This window comes from Klenkia marina (assembly GCF_900101025.1).
Taxonomy (GTDB): domain Bacteria; phylum Actinomycetota; class Actinomycetes; order Mycobacteriales; family Geodermatophilaceae; genus Klenkia; species Klenkia marina.
In genome coordinates, this window is the sequence record NZ_FMUH01000006.1 from 233,315 (window position 1) to 248,141 (window position 14,827).

11 protein-coding genes are annotated in these 14,827 nt (G+C 73.6%); 3 read left to right on the forward strand and 8 right to left on the reverse strand.

Translation table 11 applies throughout. The features are described 5' to 3' along the window. Window positions 1-21 precede the first annotated feature (21 nt). The 3 genes from BLP29_RS17450 to BLP29_RS17460 form a co-directional block, all read right to left on the reverse strand. Window positions 22-1,590: an alpha/beta hydrolase gene (locus BLP29_RS17450; protein ID WP_243470064.1), complete on the reverse strand. Its 1,569-nt coding sequence runs from the start codon at window positions 1,588-1,590 to the stop codon at window positions 22-24. Between the two features lie 65 nt (window positions 1,591-1,655). Beyond that, window positions 1,656-2,747, reverse strand: a complete 1,092-nt coding sequence (locus BLP29_RS17455) for an ATP-dependent DNA ligase (protein WP_092806861.1) — start codon at window positions 2,745-2,747, stop codon at window positions 1,656-1,658. Between the two features lie 27 nt (window positions 2,748-2,774). Then, window positions 2,775-3,335: a signal peptidase I gene (locus BLP29_RS17460; RefSeq protein WP_165839426.1), complete on the reverse strand. Its 561-nt coding sequence runs from the start codon at window positions 3,333-3,335 to the stop codon at window positions 2,775-2,777. 86 nt (window positions 3,336-3,421) lie between these two features. Here BLP29_RS17460 and BLP29_RS21340 point away from each other — a divergent pair, with 86 nt between their 5' ends. Beyond that, on the forward strand, window positions 3,422-4,390 hold the full coding sequence (locus BLP29_RS21340) for a hypothetical protein (RefSeq protein WP_207798569.1): 969 nt from the start codon (window positions 3,422-3,424) through the stop codon (window positions 4,388-4,390). Continuing rightward, the gene (locus tag BLP29_RS17470) at window positions 4,387-5,307 is read left to right on the forward strand and encodes a hypothetical protein (RefSeq protein ID WP_133379250.1); all 921 of its coding nucleotides are present in this window, start codon (window positions 4,387-4,389) and stop codon (window positions 5,305-5,307) included. The genes BLP29_RS21340 and BLP29_RS17470 overlap by 4 nt, the downstream gene beginning before the upstream one ends. Window positions 5,308-5,313: 6 nt before the next feature. Here BLP29_RS17470 and BLP29_RS17475 read toward each other — a convergent pair whose 3' ends face one another. Continuing rightward, window positions 5,314-5,985 (reverse strand): response regulator transcription factor, encoded by a 672-nt coding sequence (locus tag BLP29_RS17475; protein ID WP_092806869.1) that lies wholly within the window; start codon window positions 5,983-5,985, stop codon window positions 5,314-5,316. After that, a complete protein-coding gene (locus BLP29_RS17480; RefSeq protein ID WP_165839427.1) occupies window positions 5,982-7,424 on the reverse strand; it encodes a sensor histidine kinase in 1,443 nt (480 codons plus the stop codon). The genes BLP29_RS17475 and BLP29_RS17480 overlap by 4 nt, the downstream gene beginning before the upstream one ends. Before the next feature lie 288 nt (window positions 7,425-7,712). On the opposite strand from BLP29_RS17480, the gene BLP29_RS21100 reads away from it, so the two are divergent. Further along, window positions 7,713-8,342, forward strand: coding sequence for a TasA family protein (locus tag BLP29_RS21100; RefSeq protein WP_165839428.1), 630 nt, complete (start codon window positions 7,713-7,715; stop codon window positions 8,340-8,342). A 126-nt stretch (window positions 8,343-8,468) separates the two neighbouring features. Here the strand turns inward: BLP29_RS21100 and treZ are convergent, their stop codons facing one another. The 3 genes from treZ to glgX are packed head-to-tail and all read right to left on the reverse strand — an operon-like array spanning window position 8,469 to window position 14,652. Continuing rightward, the gene (treZ, locus tag BLP29_RS17490) at window positions 8,469-10,226 is read right to left on the reverse strand and encodes a malto-oligosyltrehalose trehalohydrolase (RefSeq protein ID WP_092806875.1); all 1,758 of its coding nucleotides are present in this window, start codon (window positions 10,224-10,226) and stop codon (window positions 8,469-8,471) included. Between the two features lie 14 nt (window positions 10,227-10,240). Further along, window positions 10,241-12,544, reverse strand: coding sequence for a malto-oligosyltrehalose synthase (gene treY / locus BLP29_RS17495; RefSeq protein ID WP_092806878.1), 2,304 nt, complete (start codon window positions 12,542-12,544; stop codon window positions 10,241-10,243). Further along, window positions 12,541-14,652 carry a glycogen debranching protein GlgX gene (gene glgX, locus BLP29_RS17500; protein WP_092806880.1) on the reverse strand — a complete coding sequence of 704 codons (2,112 nt, stop codon included), beginning with the start codon at window positions 14,650-14,652 and terminating at the stop codon, window positions 12,541-12,543. The genes treY and glgX overlap by 4 nt, the downstream gene beginning before the upstream one ends. Between the last annotated feature and the right edge of the window lie 175 nt (window positions 14,653-14,827).

Consider the following 14,827-nt stretch of genomic DNA (forward strand, 5'->3'; position numbering starts at 1 on the left):
AGGCGGGCCGGGCGGGTCCGGTCAGGCGGGGCAGGTCACGTCGGCGGCCGGCGCGGTGCCGTCGACGAGGTAGGCGTCCACCGTGTCGACCACGCACTGGTTCTTCGGGTAGGCGGTGTGGCCGCTGCCCTGCCAGGTGAGCAGCACGCCGGACTCGAGGTCGGCAGCCATGTCGACGGCGCCGGGGAGCGGGGTCACCGGGTCGCCCTGGGTGCCGATGACCAGGATCGGCGCGGCGCCCTCGGCGGTCCGCTCGGGCAGCGGGGTGCGGGGGGCGTCCCACGGCGTGCAGGTGTAGAGCGACAGCGCGGCATCGGCCCCGAAGAGGGGGTACTGCGTGCCCCACGCGGCCACCAGTGCGCGGACGTCGGACTGCGAGTACGACTCCTCGGTGTCCGAGCAGCTGATGGTGATGTTGGCGTCGATGGTGTTGGTGTAGGTGCCGTCGTCGGCCCGCCCGGTGAACGTGTCAGCCAGGGTGAGCACGCCGGCGGAGTCCCCTGCCTGGGCGGACGCCAGCGACTGCGCCAGCTGCGGCCAGGCAGCGGGGTTGTACAGCGCCGAGCGCACCGCGGCCAGCACGAGGCCGGGGGTGGCCTGCCGGGTCTCACCGGCGCGGCTGCTCGGGATGGGGGTCGTCGCCGACTGCGTCAGCAGGTCGCCGACGAAGGTGCGGGGGTCGGCGCCGACGGGGCAGCCGCCCACCAGCGAGGTGCAGTTGGCGGCGAACGCGTCGAAGGCGGCCTCGAAGCCCTGCGCCTGGGCCTCGGCGGCCTCCTGGCGGTCGGCGTCGGGGTCGACCGCGCCGTCGAGGACCAGCGCACGCACGTTCTGCGGGAACAGCTCGGCGTAGGTCGACCCGAGGGTGGTGCCGTAGCTGTAGCCCAGGTAGGTCAGCTGGGTGTCGCCGACGGCCTGCCGCACCCGGTCGAGGTCACGGGCGGAGTCGACGGTGGAGAACGCGCCCAGGCCGGCGCCGTACTGGTCGACGCAGCCCTCGGCGACGTCGTCGGCGAGGGCGAAGGCTGTGTCGAGCTGGTCGGCGCTGGTGGGCCGCGGGTCGGCGGCCGTGAGCTGGTCCTTGGTGTCGGCCGGGATGCACTCGACCGGCTGGGACAGCCCGACGCCGCGGGGGTCGACGCCCACGACGTCGAAGCGGCCGAGCACGCCGTCGGGCAGGGTGAGTGCGGACTGCACGGCGGCGTCGGTGGCCGACAGCCCCGGCCCGCCCGGGTTGACCACCAGCGAGCCGATGCGGTCGGCCTGCGTGGCCGACACGGCGCGGACGGCGAACAGCGACAGCGTCGGCCCGGTCGGGTCGTCGTAGGACAGCGGCACCTCGATCTGCCCGCAGCCGAAGGTCAGCGCCCGGTCGGAGCCGGGGCGGCCGGCGATGATCGGGGCGATGTCGGCGGTGCAGTCTGTCCACTCGACCGCCTCGACCGGCAGCTCGGTCGGGGTGGTCTCAGCAGCCGACGAGCTGGTCGCGGCCGGCTCGGTGGTGTCGCCCGACGAGCACGCCGAGACGACGACGAGCAGCACGGCGAGCAGGGCCACCAGGACGGCGGGACGGCGAGGAGCGGCAGTCACGGTCGTCCACCCTAGGAGGGTCTCGTCCGTCGCGCCCGTTCCACGGGCCACAGGTGGTCAGCCTCTCAACTTCCCTGCTGCCCGCCGAGCACCTCCGCCAGGTCGTACCGCACCGGCACGTCGAGCTGGTCGTAGGTGCAGTCGGCGGCGTCCTTGTCCGGTCGCCAGCGCTGGAACTGGCCGGTGTGGCGCAACCGCTCGCCCTCGAGCTGGTCGTACCGGATCTCGACGACCAGCTCGGGCCGCAGCGGCACCCAGGAGAGGTCCTTGCCGGCGTTCCAGCGGCTCTGCGCCCCGGGCATGCGTTGCTCGCCCGTGGCCTCGACCTGCGCGTTCGCCCAGTCCTGCCACGGGTGGCCGGAGACCGCGTCGGCCCGGTACGGCTCGAGCTCGGAGACCAGCTCGGCGCGGCGCTTGGTGGTGAAGGAGGCCGCCACCCCGATGTGCTGGAGGTGGTCGCCGCGCCACAGGCCCAGCAGCAGCGAGCCGACGAGGGGGTTCTCCGGCGTGGAGGTCTTGTGCCAGCGGAAACCGGCCACCACGACGTCCGCGGTGCGGACGTGCTTGACCTTGGTCATCGTGCGCTGGTCGGGGGAGTAGGGGGCGTCGGCGGGCTTGGCGACGACGCCGTCGAGCCCGGCGCCCTCGAACTCCTCGAACCACCGGCGGGCCACCGCGGGGTCGGTGGTCAGGGTGGTGACGTGCACCGGGGCCCGGGCCCCGGCCAGCGCCTGGCGCATGCGCGCCTGGCGCTCGCGGAAGGGCAGCTCCAGCAGCGACTCGTCCCCGAGGGCCAGGACGTCGAAGGCGACGAAGGAGGCGGGGGTCTCGGCGGCGAGCTTGTCCACCCGTGACTTGGCCGGGTGGATGCGCTGCAGCAGCGACTCGAAGTGCAGGCGGTCCCCGCGCGGCACCACGATCTCGCCGTCGAGCACGCACCTCTCGGGCAGCTGGGCCTTCACCGCCTCCACCACCTCGGGGAAGTAGCGGGTGAGGGGTCGCTCGTTGCGGCTGCCGAGCTCGACCTCGTCGCCGTCGCGGAAGACGATGCAGCGGAAGCCGTCCCACTTGGGCTCGTAGAAGAAGTCGCCCTCGGGGACCTTCGTGGCCGCCTTGGCGAGCATCGGCTTGACCGGGGGCATCACGGGCAGGTCCACGGCTGCAGTCAAGCAGTGCCGAGCGGGTCAGACGAGACGGAGCCGTGCGGGCTCGGTCAGGGCTGGCTCTTCGACCGGGTCGGGCTCGACCGGTCGGCGGCCCGGCGAGAGCGCGATGACGGCACAGGTCAGCAGCACCAGGGCCCCGAACCCCTTGGGGCTGTGCACGACGCTGGCCCAGCGGCCCAGCTCGGGCACGACCCAGCGGGGGGCGCCGACGACGGAGGCCGCGGGCACCGGATCCAGGTCGTCGACGTCGTTCGCGTCGCCCCGGGTGGTGAAGGCCGGGGACCCCGAGGTGGTGTCGACGGCCACGACGCGGTGGGTGACCAACTCGCCCTGCCCACCGGGCCGCACGAAGGTGATGACGTCCCCCGGCCCGAGGGTGGCCGGGTCGACCCGCTCGGTGAAGACCATGGCGCCCACCTCCATGCCCGGTCGCATGCTGCCGCTGAGCACCGCGAGCGCCTGCCCGTCGGTGACCCGCGGGTAGAGGGCCACGAGCAGCGCGACGGAGGTCACGGCCAGCAGCACCGTGCCCAGGACGACGGTGAGCACCTGGCGGGCGAGCCGGACGGCGGAGGTCACACGCCGATGCTCACCACCCGAGGCCTCGTGCGCATCGTCTGTTTCGACGATGCGCGCCCGCGCGTGGGCATCCGAGCATGGTGCCCGTGCCCCGACGACCCCTGGCCCTGCGGGCCTGCGCGGTGACGGCCGCCGTGGCGGCGCTGGTGGTGGTCCCCGCCGGCTGGGCGAGTGCTGGGCCGCTGCTGCCCGGCGGGCAGTGGGCGACCACCGTGGACCTCCCCGACGCCTGGGCCGACCGGGCTGACCAGCTCGGGGTGACGGTCGCGCAGCTGCGGCAGCAGGAGCACAGCTGCACCCCGCCCGAGGTGCGGGCCGGCGACGACACCTGCGGGGACGACGAGGGTGAGCTCGCCGAGCAGGTGGTGGCCTCCGTGGCCGCGGGGCGCTACACCGGCGGGGACTGCGAGCCGACGACGGCGGCGCAGCCCCTGGACCTGTTCGGCGCCACCACCAGCCGGCTGACGGTGACCGGCCCCGAGTGCCTGCTGGTCGTGCTCGACTTCCCCGACGGCGAGGACGACGACCTGGCCCAGTCCGACGCCCTGGGGTTCACCCTGTCCCTCGTGGCCGGTGGGCCGGGTGGCGGCCTCACCGGCGGCGGGACGACGGGACCCACGACGTCCACCAACGGCGGGACCTCCTCCGGCGGCACCACCTCGGGCGGCACGGGCTCGGGCGGCTCCGGCTCGGGCGGCACGGGCTCGGGCGGTACCGGCTCGGTCGGCTCCGGTCCGGGCTCGGCGACCGACGGGTCCCGGGCCGGAGGAGTGGCCGCGGGCCAGCGCCCCGGCGGACCCACCGGGGGCCAGCGCGTCGACCCCCGCAGCGACCAGACCTCCTCGGCGGGCGGTGCCGTACGCGGCGGCACCGTGCGGGGCGACGTCGGCTCGACCACCGCCGACGTCGAGGTGGGCGCCGAGACCACCGAGACCGGCTCCACCCGCACGGTGCTGGACGTCCCGCTGGCCCTGGGTGCGCTGCTGCTCGGCCTGACCGCGCTGTTCTGGGTGCTCTTCCTGGTGCTGCGCCGACGTCGGAGGGAGCAGTCGTGAGCATGAGGACCACGATCGGCGGGCTGGTGCTCGGCGGGGCGCTGGCCGCTGCAGCCCTGGCGCCGACGAGCGGGACGATGGCGCTGCTCAGCGACCAGGCCACCGTCGAGTCCTCGGCCGGCGCCGGGTCCCTGGGCGTCGAGGCGGTGGCGGTGGCACCCGGTCTGGTGCTCGCCATGGGCGACCGCGGCACCGTGCAGGTCACCACGGCCGGAGACCTGGCGTGGTCGCTCCGCATCGAGTCCGTCGACAGCTCCGGCACGCCGGACTGCGGTGTCGCGGGCCAACTCCGCATCACCTCCGATCTCGGAACGCCGTCGACGCCAGCAGCGGGGGAGTGCCCGGTGCTGGTCCGGGAAGGCAGCGGGGCCACGACGGGTGCGCTGACGATCCAGCGCGACGGCGCTCCCCAGCCGCGGGTGTGGACCGGCGCGCTGCGCGTGACCCTCCAGCAGCTCCCCGGTGGGTTCAGCGACGTCGTCGACCTCCCCCTCGAGCTCGTGGCTCCCGGTGGGAGCGGCTCGGCGTCCGGCCCGCCGGCGTCCGGCGGTCCCGGCGCGCCGAGCAACGGCACGGGCCCGGGGAACGGCGCGGGCAACGGCCCCCGGCCGGGGACCGGGCCGGGCAACGGAGGCGGCGCGGGCAACGGCGGTGGCAGCGGCGGCGGGTCCCCGACGGCGGGTCGGCCGGGGGCAGCCGGTCCGCCGTCGGCCTCCGCGGGTCTGGACGGCTCGACGGCCGGTGCGGCGCCGCAGGCCGGGACGCAGAGCCAGGCGCCCGAGTCGACGGGCACGGTGCCGCCGCCGTCGGCCCCGGTCGACGAGGGAGCGCCGGAGGCCGACGCAGGCGCTGGCGTACCCGCCGAGCAGACCGCGGACGGCGGGGTCGCACCGGGGGAGCCGGCAGCCGAGGGCTGAGCCCGGTCAGGGCTCGAGGTCCAGCCACCCCGCTCGTCGGGCCAGGGCGACCGCCTGCAGCTGCGACTGCACCTCGAGCTTGCTGAGCACGGCGCGGATCTGGGTGCGCACGGTGGCCTCGCTGACGTGGGCAGCCCGAGCGATGCCGGCGGCGGCCTGGCCCGCGGCCAGCAGGCGGAGCACCTCGGCCTCGCGCGGGCTGAGCTGCTCGAAGGGCGCCAACCGGGCCACGCGCTCGTCCCGGGCTCGTCGGGCGGCAGCGAGCAGCTCGTGCCGTCGTCCGGGGTCGAGGACCTCCTCGTCGGCCTGCACCCGGGCGACCGTCGCGACGAGCACGTCGAGGTCGACGTCCTTGGGCAGCACGGCACGGGCGCCGCGCTCCACGGCGGTGCCCCACACGTCGTCGCCGCGCTCGCCGGTGAGCACCAGCACGCGGCAGTCGGCCGCCACGAGCGGTCCGACGAGGTCCAGCCCGCTCAGCGAGGGCTCGTCCCCGGCCGGCCCGAGCCGGAGGTCCAGCAGCACGGTGGCCGGCGCCGCGTCCCGCGCGGCCCGCAGGACCTCGGCGGCCGACGTCGGCGCGACGATCTGCACGACCGCGCCCGTGGACTCCAGGGCGAGCGCCACCGACTGTGCGAACAGGACGTGGTCGTCGACCACCAGGACAGGCCCGTTCACCCCGCGAGCCGCAGGCCGGGCAGGTCGGCGAGGTCGCCGGTGCCGGGGACGGGGTGCACCGGCTCGACGGCGGCGTGCAGCGGCAGGGTCAGCCGGAAGACGGCTCCGGTCGTCGACGGGCGGGCGACCAGGTCGCCGCCGTGCCGGCGGGCCAGGTCGCGCGACACGGCCAGCCCGATGCCCTCCCCGGGGCTCCCGTCGCGCCGTGCGCCGGCCTCGAAGACGCCGAGGCGTTGCAGGTCGGTCAGGCCGGGGCCGTCGTCGCCGACGGTGATGGTGAGCCCGTCGGCGACCCGGACGTCGACGGTGACCAGGGCACCCGGGGCGTGCACGAGGGCGTTGCCGAGCAGGTTGCCGACGATCACCGCGACGGCGTCGCCGTCGGCCTGCACGGAGGGGCAGTCACCCGACCGGCGCACCCGCAGCCCGCGTTCCCGGTGCACGACGACCAGGCTGCCCAGCAGGGCGTCGAGGTCGACCTCCGTGACGTGCGGCGTGCGGTCGGGCATGCGCAGCATCCGCTGGAGGCGGTGCATCTCGTCGACGGCGGCGCGCTCGAGCTGCTGGCGGCGGCGGGGGTCCGACAGCACGGCCGGGTGGTGGGTGGCCGAGGTCGCGGCCTGGATCCCGGCCAGGGCCGACCGGGCGTCGTGCAGGCAGCCACGGGTCTGCTGGAGCACGAGCTCGTGGTGGGCGAGCTGCTCGACGAGGGCGGCGACGTAGCGCTCCTGGCCGTCGAGGGCGTCCCCGATGCGGCGCAGCGCGCTGACGACGGCGACCAGCCCGGCCACGAGCATGAGGACGTCGACGAGCACCCGCACGAGGTGGCCCGGGGTGACCACCGCGGCCACGCCGGTGCACGCGGTGCCCACGGCGACGGCCGCAGCGACCAACGCGATGGCCTGGGAGGATGACCGGCCGCTGTCGCCGAGCGGGTCGACCCGGTCGGCGACCACGGCGACGGCGGCCCACAGCAGCGCCGTCCCCAGGTACCCGGCGGCGAGCACACCCTGGACGACGGCGCGGTCGGGGGAGGCCAGCAGCCCGAGGAGGACCACGGCCACCGAGACCACGCCGGCGACGAAGCCCTGCCGCACGAGGGGGCGCACCATGGGGACCAGCCCGCGCAGGGCCCAGACGGCGGCGGCGGCGATGACCGCGGCCTCGACGCCCTGGGCCAGGACGGTGCCGTCCTCGTCCAGCAGCACCCGGACGGCGAAACCGGCGGGCAGGTGCAGGCCCAGGGCGACCAGCGCGAGTCCGATCTGCCGGTTGGTGGCGTTGCCGGTGAGCCGGCTGCGCAGCAGGTGCGCGGCACCGGCGGCGAGGAACGCGAGGGCGGCGGCCACGGCGAGCAGCTGGTGCTGGTCGTCGCCGGGAGCGACGGCGAGCAGCACGAGGGCGCCGACCACGAGCGCTCCGCCCGGGCGCAGCAGCACCCGTTCGACGACCTGCCCTGCATGCGCACCGTTGCGCGCACCCCTACCGACTCGCATCGCACGACCCCCCCGTGGTCGTTGCGAACGACATCACACGTTCGGGGGACAGTCCATCAGCTGAGAGTGAGCACTGTTGATCACTGCGTCACGACGCTCGGCGAGCTCGCTGAGACGTCCACAGAACTGACGATGTGCCGCCTGTGCGCCCCGAGCCAGTCTCGATCCGTTCGCCGAGCGCAGGCCGGCGAGGAGGCGTCGCAGAGCGACGAACACGTCAGGAGAACCACCGTGAAGAAGATCGTCCTCGCGTCGGCCGCCATGGGCGGCGCTGCCCTCGTCGCCTTCGGCGCTGCCGGCACCTTCGCCGCCTTCAGCGACCAGGACCAGTTCCAGTCTCAGGTGGCCGAGGCCGGCACGCTGTTCTTGGAGCTCGACGACACCGTCCAGACGTCCGGGTTCGATGCCACCAACCTGGCCCCGGGCCAGAGCGTCACCTACACCAGCTACCTGGAGAACGGCGGCTCGCTGCCCGGGACCCTCCGCGCCTCCTACGACCTGACCAACAACGACGAGACCGGTTGCAACCGAGCTGAGGCTGCGGTCGACACGACCTGCGGCACGGCTGGCGTCGGATTCGGCGAGCTGGCCAAGGCCACCCAGATGACCGTCTACTACGGCCCCGTCGCCGACGCGGCCACCTGCGACGCCGGTGCTCGCCCAGGAGGCGTCGCGGGCCCCTTCAACGTGGCGGACCTGAACGGCAACACCATCTACGCGGACCAGCCGGTGGCGGAGGGGCAGGGCATCTGCACGGTGTACGTCTTGAACATCCCCTTGACGAACGAGAACCAGAACCAGATCCAGAGCGACAACCTGGTGTTCCGGGGGATCTTCGTCCTGAACCAGGCGACGGTCTGATCCGACGATCGGGGGTACGGCGCACACCGCACCCCCGATCGCAGGCCGGCCGGAGCAGGCGACATCGCCCCCTGGTCCGGTCGGTTCAGTCGTGGCGGGCCCGCCCAGTTCGTCGAGCCCCGAGCCTCAGTGCGTCGTCAGCACAGCGGCCGACCGAGCAGGGACCCTGACTGACCGGGCGTCGACGGTGGGGACTTCGCCGGTGCCGAACAGCACCTCGCCGGCCGCGCGGTCGAGATGGAGTTCGCGAGCCTCGCCGGCGAGGTTGGCCACCACGCGGAGCGACCCTCGGTGGACGACCAGCCAGCGCTGTTCCTCGTCGTAGGAGACCTGCACCCGGCGGAGGTCGGCGTCGGCGAGCTCGGGGTGGGTGCGGCGCAGAGCGAGCAGTTCGCGGTGCACCCGCAGCAGCCCGGCGTGGTTCGCCTGCTCCAGCTCGGACCAGTCGAGCTTCGAGCGCGTGAAGGTCTCGGGGTCCTGCGGGTCGGGCACCTCGTCGGCGTCCCAGCCGTGCTCGGCGAACTCGCCGATCCGGCCCTCGGCCGTCGCCTTCCCGAGCTCGGGCTCGGGGTGGCTGGTGAAGAACTGCCACGGCGTGCTGGCCCCCCACTCCTCGCCCATGAAGAGCATGGGGGTGAAGGGGCTGGTCAGCGTGATCGTGGCGCCCACCGCCAGCAGCTCGGGCCCGAGGGTGGCCGAGATGCGGTCGCCGGTGGCCCGGTTGCCGATCTGGTCGTGGTCCTGCAGGTAGGCCAGGAACTTCCAGCCCGGCAGGGCCGCGGTGTCCACCGGCCTGCCGTGGTGCCGCTTGCGGAACGACGACCAGTCGTCGGCGTGGAAGAAGGCCCCGGTGAGGATCTTCGCCAACCCGGCGAGCCCTGCGTCGGCGAAGTCGCGGTAGTACCCCTGGCCCTCGCCGGTCAGCACCGTGTGCAGGCTGTGGTGGAAGTCGTCGCTCCACTGCGCGGTCAGCCCCAGCCCGCCCGACGTCCGCGGGGTGACCATCCGCGGATCGTTGAGGTCGCTCTCGGCGATGAGGGTCAGCGGCCGTCCGAGCGCGACGCTCAGCGCGTCGACCTCGGCGGCCATCTGCTCCAGCACATGGGTGGCTCGCTCGTCGACCAGTGCGTGGACGGCGTCCAGGCGCAGGCCGTCGACGTGCATGTCACGCAGCCACATCAGTGCGTTGTCGACGACGTAGCGCCGCACCTCGTCGGAGTGCGGACCCGACAGGTTCACCGAGTCGCCCCAGGTGTTGGCGCCGCCCTCGCTGAACACGGGGAAGAACTCGGGCAGGTAGTTGCCCGACGGGCCCAGGTGGTTGTAGACGACGTCCTGGATCACCCCGAGCCCGCGCTGGTGGCAGGCGTCGACGAACCGCTGGTAGGCCGCCGGCCCGCCGTAGGTCTCCTGCACCGCGTACCAGGCGACGCCGTCGTAGCCCCAGTTGTGGGTGCCGTTGAACCCGTTCACCGGCAGCAGCTCGACGAAGCCGACGCCCAGGTCGACGAGGTGGTCGAGCTTGGCGGCCGCCGCGTCGAAGGTCCCCTCGGTGGTGAAGGTGCCCACGTGCAGCTCGTAGACCGACGACCCGGCGAGCTGGCGGCCGGTCCACGCGCCGTCGCCCCACGCGTGCGCGGCCGGGTCGAAGCGCCGGGACAGCCCGTGCACCCCCTCGGGCTGCCGGCGCGACCGCGGGTCGGGCCGCGCCGGGGTGGTGTCGTCGAGCAGGAACCCGTAGTCCGCCTCGGCGGCCGCGGGCACCGTGGTCCGCCACCAGCCGTCGTCGTCCCGGACCATGTCGTGGACGTCGCCGTCGACCTGCAGACGGACGCGCTCGGGCAACGGGGCCCAGACGGCGAACTCGGTGGGCTGGGTGCTCATGCTGGTGGTGGCCTTCAGTCTCGGACGAGCAGGGCGACGGGCAAGTGCTGGAGGAGCTCGGCGACGGCGGCACCGCCGACGTCGCTGACCACCCGGGTGCCGGTGAGCAGGTCACGCCAGCCACCGGCCGGCAGGGGGAGCGCGGTGTCCCGCCAGCCGCCGGCGGCGGCCAGCCGCACGGGCAGCCGGGTGGCGACGGCGACGACCCCGCCGCGGTCGAAGGCCACGACGTGGTCCGCCGCTGCGCCCGTGGCCTCGACCGGCGCGTAGCCGGCGAACGCCTCGGCGGCGTCACGGCGGTGCCGGAGCACCCGCGACACCACCAGCAGCTTCGCCGCCCCGGTCGCGTCGACCGCCGGCAGGGTGCCGGCGTCCAGGTCGGCCAGCAGCCGGCGGCGCTCGGCGTAGTCGACCGGACGACGGTTGTCGGGGTCGACGAGCGAGAGGTCCCACAGCTCGGAGCCCTGGTAGACGTCGGGCACCCCGGCGACGGTCAGCTGCAGCAGCTTCTGGGCCAGGGAGTTCGACCGGCCGGACAGCGCGATGCGCTCGACGAACGCCTCGATCTCCGCCTGGGTGGTCGGGTCGTCGAACGCGGCGTCGACCATCGACCGCAGCGAGGCCTCGAACTCCTCGTCGACGGCGGTGTAGGTGGTCGACGTCCCGGCCTCCCGGGCGGCCTTCTCGGCGTAGGCCTGCGCCCGCTCGCGGGAGATCGGCCACGCGCCGACCAGGTTCTGCCAGACCTGGTGGGCCACCGGGCGGTCACTCAGCGGGTGACGCGCCAGCCAGCCGCGCACCAGCGTCGTCCACTCCTCGGGCAGTTCGGCGAGCACGGCCAGGCGGGCCCGCACGTCCTCGCTGCGCTTGGTGTCGTGGGTGGACAGCGTGGTCATCGACGCCGACCGGTGCGTCGCCCGAGCCTGCTGGGCTGCGTGGAAGTCGGCGACCGACGTCCCGAAACGGGTCGGGTCGCCGCCCACCTCGTTCAGCATCACGAACCGCGACCAGCGGTAGTAGGCGCTGTCCTCCACGCCCTTGGCCATGACCGGGCCCGAGGTCTGCTCGAAGCGGGTGGCCAGCTCGGTGCCCGGGGTGGACAGCAGCGGGTGCAGCCCGTCGACCGCAGGGGTCAGGTCGGGACGGCGCCCGCGCACCGCCGCCACGGTCGCGTCGAGGTGCGCGCGGCCGTCGGGCAGGTAGGTGCGGTAGACGTCGAAGGTGGCCAGGAGATCGGCCAGCGCCTCGCGCACCTCGCCGTCGGGCACCCCGGGCAGGTCACCGACCAGCCGGGCCAACCGCGAGACCTCCGAGCCGAGGATGCCGTCGGTGACCTCGCGCTTGGCGGTGTGCACCAGCTCCGCGTAGTCGACCGGGTGGCCGGCGACCTCGGCGTCCAGGGCGGTGAAAGCGGCCTCGCCGGCCGGGTCGACCAGCACGCCGTCGACCTCGGCCAGGGCGTCGTAGCCCGTCGTGCCGGCGGTGGCCCAGCTCTCGGGCAGGTCCTCCCCGGGCTCCAGGATCTTCTCGACCACGGTCCACCGGTGGTCCGACAGCTCGGCCAGCCGGTCGAGGTAGCCGCGGGGGTCCGCGAGGCCGTCGGGGTGGTCGATGCGCAGGCCGTCGACGTACCCGGCCTGCAGCAGCTCGCGCACCAGGGCGTGCGTGGCGTCGAAGACCCGCTCGTCCTCGACCCGCAGCCCGGCCAGGGTGTTGATGGCGAAGAAGCGGCGGTAGTTCAGGTCGCCGTCGGCGCGCCGCCAGTCGACCAGCTCGTAGTGCTGACGGTCGTGCACCTCCTGCGGGGTGCCGTCCCCGGTGCCGGGGGCGATGGGGAAGCGGTGGTCGTAGTAGCGCAGCTCGCCGTCCTCGACGCGCAGCTCGGCCAGGTCGTCGGCCGAGCCGAGCACGGGCAGCCGCACCCGACCGCCGCCGGCGGCCCAGTCGACGTCGAAGGCGTGCGCGTGCGGGCTGTCCTGGCCCAGCTCGAGCAGGGACCACCACCACGCCGAGGCGTGCGCGTCCTCGACGCCCATGTGGTTGGGCACCAGGTCGAGCACGAGCCCCAAGCCGTGCTCGTGCAGCGCGGCCACGAACCGGTCCAGGCCCGCACGACCGCCACGCGCCTCGTCGACGTGGGCGTGGTCGGTCGTGTCGTAGCCGTGGTTGGAGCCCTCGGCCGACCGCAGCAGCGGCGAGGCGTAGGCGTGGCTCACCCCGAGGTCAGCCAGGTAACCGGCCAGCTCAGCGCCCTGGTCGAGGGTGAATTCGGCATGGAACTGCAGGCGGTAGGTGCCGGTGGGCGGTGCTCCCGTCACGAGACGCTGCGCAGGACGACCATGGCCCGGCCCTTGACGGTGATCAGGTCGCCGGCCTGGCTCTCGTTGGGCTCGACCGGGCCGAACTCGGCGGTGTCCACCACGACCGTCCAGGCCTGCGCGTACTCGGCGCTGGGCAGGGTGAACTCGATGTCCTCGTGCCAGGCGTTGAAGGCGAGGATGAAGCAGTCGTCGACCACGTCCTCGCCCCGCTCGTCGGTCGACCGGATGCCGTGGCCGTTGAGGTAGACCGCGATGCTCTTGGCGTAGTGGGCGTCCCAGTCGTCCTCGGTCATCAGCTCGCCGGCCGGGGTCAGCCACGCGATGTCGGGCACCGGGTCGCCCTCGGCCCGACGGACCGGGCGGCCGTTGAAGAACCGGCGGCGGCGGAAGGTCGGGTGGTCGTGGCGCAGGTGGGTGACCAGCTTGGTGAACTCGACCAGGCCCTCGTCGACGGAGGACCAGTCGATCCAGGTCAGCTCGGAGTCCTGGCAGTAGCCGTTGTTGTTCCCGCCCTGGCTGCGGCCGAGCTCGTCGCCGTGCAGCAGCATCGGCACGCCCTGGCTGAGCATGAGCGTGGCGATGAAGTTGCGGCGCTGCTGGGCGCGCAGCGCGAGGACCTCGGGGTCGTCGGTCTCGCCCTCGACCCCGCAGTTCCAGCTGCGGTTGTGGCTCTCGCCGTCGTTGTTGTCCTCGCCGTTGGCCTCGTTGTGCTTCTCGTTGTAGGAGACGAGGTCGTTGATCGTGAAGCCGTCGTGCGCGGTGACGAAGTTGATGCTGGCCACCGGGCGGCGCCCGGAGTGCTGGTAGAGGTCGGCCGAGCCGGTGATCCGGCTGGCGAACTCACCGACCGTGGCGTCCTCCCCGCGCCAGAAGTCGCGGACGGTGTCGCGGTACTTGCCGTTCCACTCGGTCCACAGCGACGGGAAGTTGCCCACCTGGTACCCGCCGTCGCCGATGTCCCAGGGCTCGGCGATGAGCTTGACCTGACTGACGACCGGGTCCTGGTGGACGAGGTCGAAGAACGCCGACAGGCGGTCGACCTCGTGGAACTGCCGGGCCAGCGTCGAGGCGAGGTCGAAGCGGAAGCCGTCGACGTGCATCTCGGTGACCCAGTAGCGCAGCGAGTCCATGATCAGCTGCAGCGACTGCGGGGTCGCGACGTTCAGCGAGTTCCCGGTGCCGGTGGTGTCCATGTAGAACTGCTTGTCGTCGGCCACCAGGCGGTAGTAGGCCTGGTTGTCGATGCCCTTGAACGACAGGGTCGGGCCCAGGTGGTTGCCCTCGGCCGTGTGGTTGTAGACCACGTCGAGGATGACCTCGATGCCGGCGTCGTGCAGCGTGCGCACCATGCCCTTGAACTCCTGCACGGCCATGCCGGGGCTCTGGTTGCTGGCGTACTCGTGGTGCGGGGCGAAGAAGCCGATGGAGTTGTAGCCCCAGTAGTTGCGCAGGCCCTTCTGCTGCAAGGTGTCGTCCTGCACGAACTCGTGCACCGGCATGAGCTCGATCGCGGTGATGCCGAGGTCCTGCAGGTGCTCGATGACGGCGGGGTGGGCGATGCCGGCGTAGGTGCCGCGCAGCTCCTCGGGCACCCGCGGGTGGGTCATCGTCAGGCCCTTGACGTGGGCCTCGTAGATGACCGACTTGTGGTACGGCGTGCGGGGGAGGCGGTCGCTGCCCCAGTCGAAGTAGGGGTTGATGACGACGGACTTCGGCATGTGGGCCGCGGAGTCGTCGTCGTTGCGCTCCTTGGTCTCGAAGTCGTAGCCGAAGACCGAGGGGTCCCAGTCGATGCCGCCGTCGACGGCCTTGGCGTAGGGGTCCATCAGCAACTTGTTCGGGTTGCAGCGCTGGCCCTGCTCGGGGTCGTAGGGCCCGTGCACGCGGAAGCCGTAGCGCTGACCGGGCTGGACGCCCGGGAGGAAGGCGTGCCAGACGAAGGCGTCCATCTCGGGAAGGCGGATGCGCTCCTCGTTGCCCTCGTCGTCGAAGAGGCACAGCTCGACCTTCTCGGCCACCTCGCTGAAGATCGCGAAGTTCGTGCCGGTGCCGTCGTACGTCGCCCCCAGGGGGTAGGCGGTACCGGGCCAGACCTGGGTCGTCATGTGGTGGCGTTCCTCCTGCGCTGGGCGGCCCCGGGACGTCCGGGACCGTGGGCGGTGCTGGTGCGGCGGCGCTGCGGATGCCATGACCTGCCGGGGCGGCGGTGCCCCGGGCCGGGGAGGCGTACACGCCTCGCCGGTGACGATCCGGTCACGGCGGTCGACGGCAGTCTGCCGT

Bases quoted from the DNA above. Each gene is read 5' to 3' on its own strand.
- glgX (WP_092806880.1), bottom strand. From the start codon at position 14,652: ATGACGACCCAGGTCTGGCCCGGTACCGCCTACCCCCTGGGGGCGACG.
- treZ (WP_092806875.1), bottom strand. From the start codon at position 10,226: ATGAGCACCCAGCCCACCGAGTTCGCCGTCTGGGCCCCGTTGCCCGAG.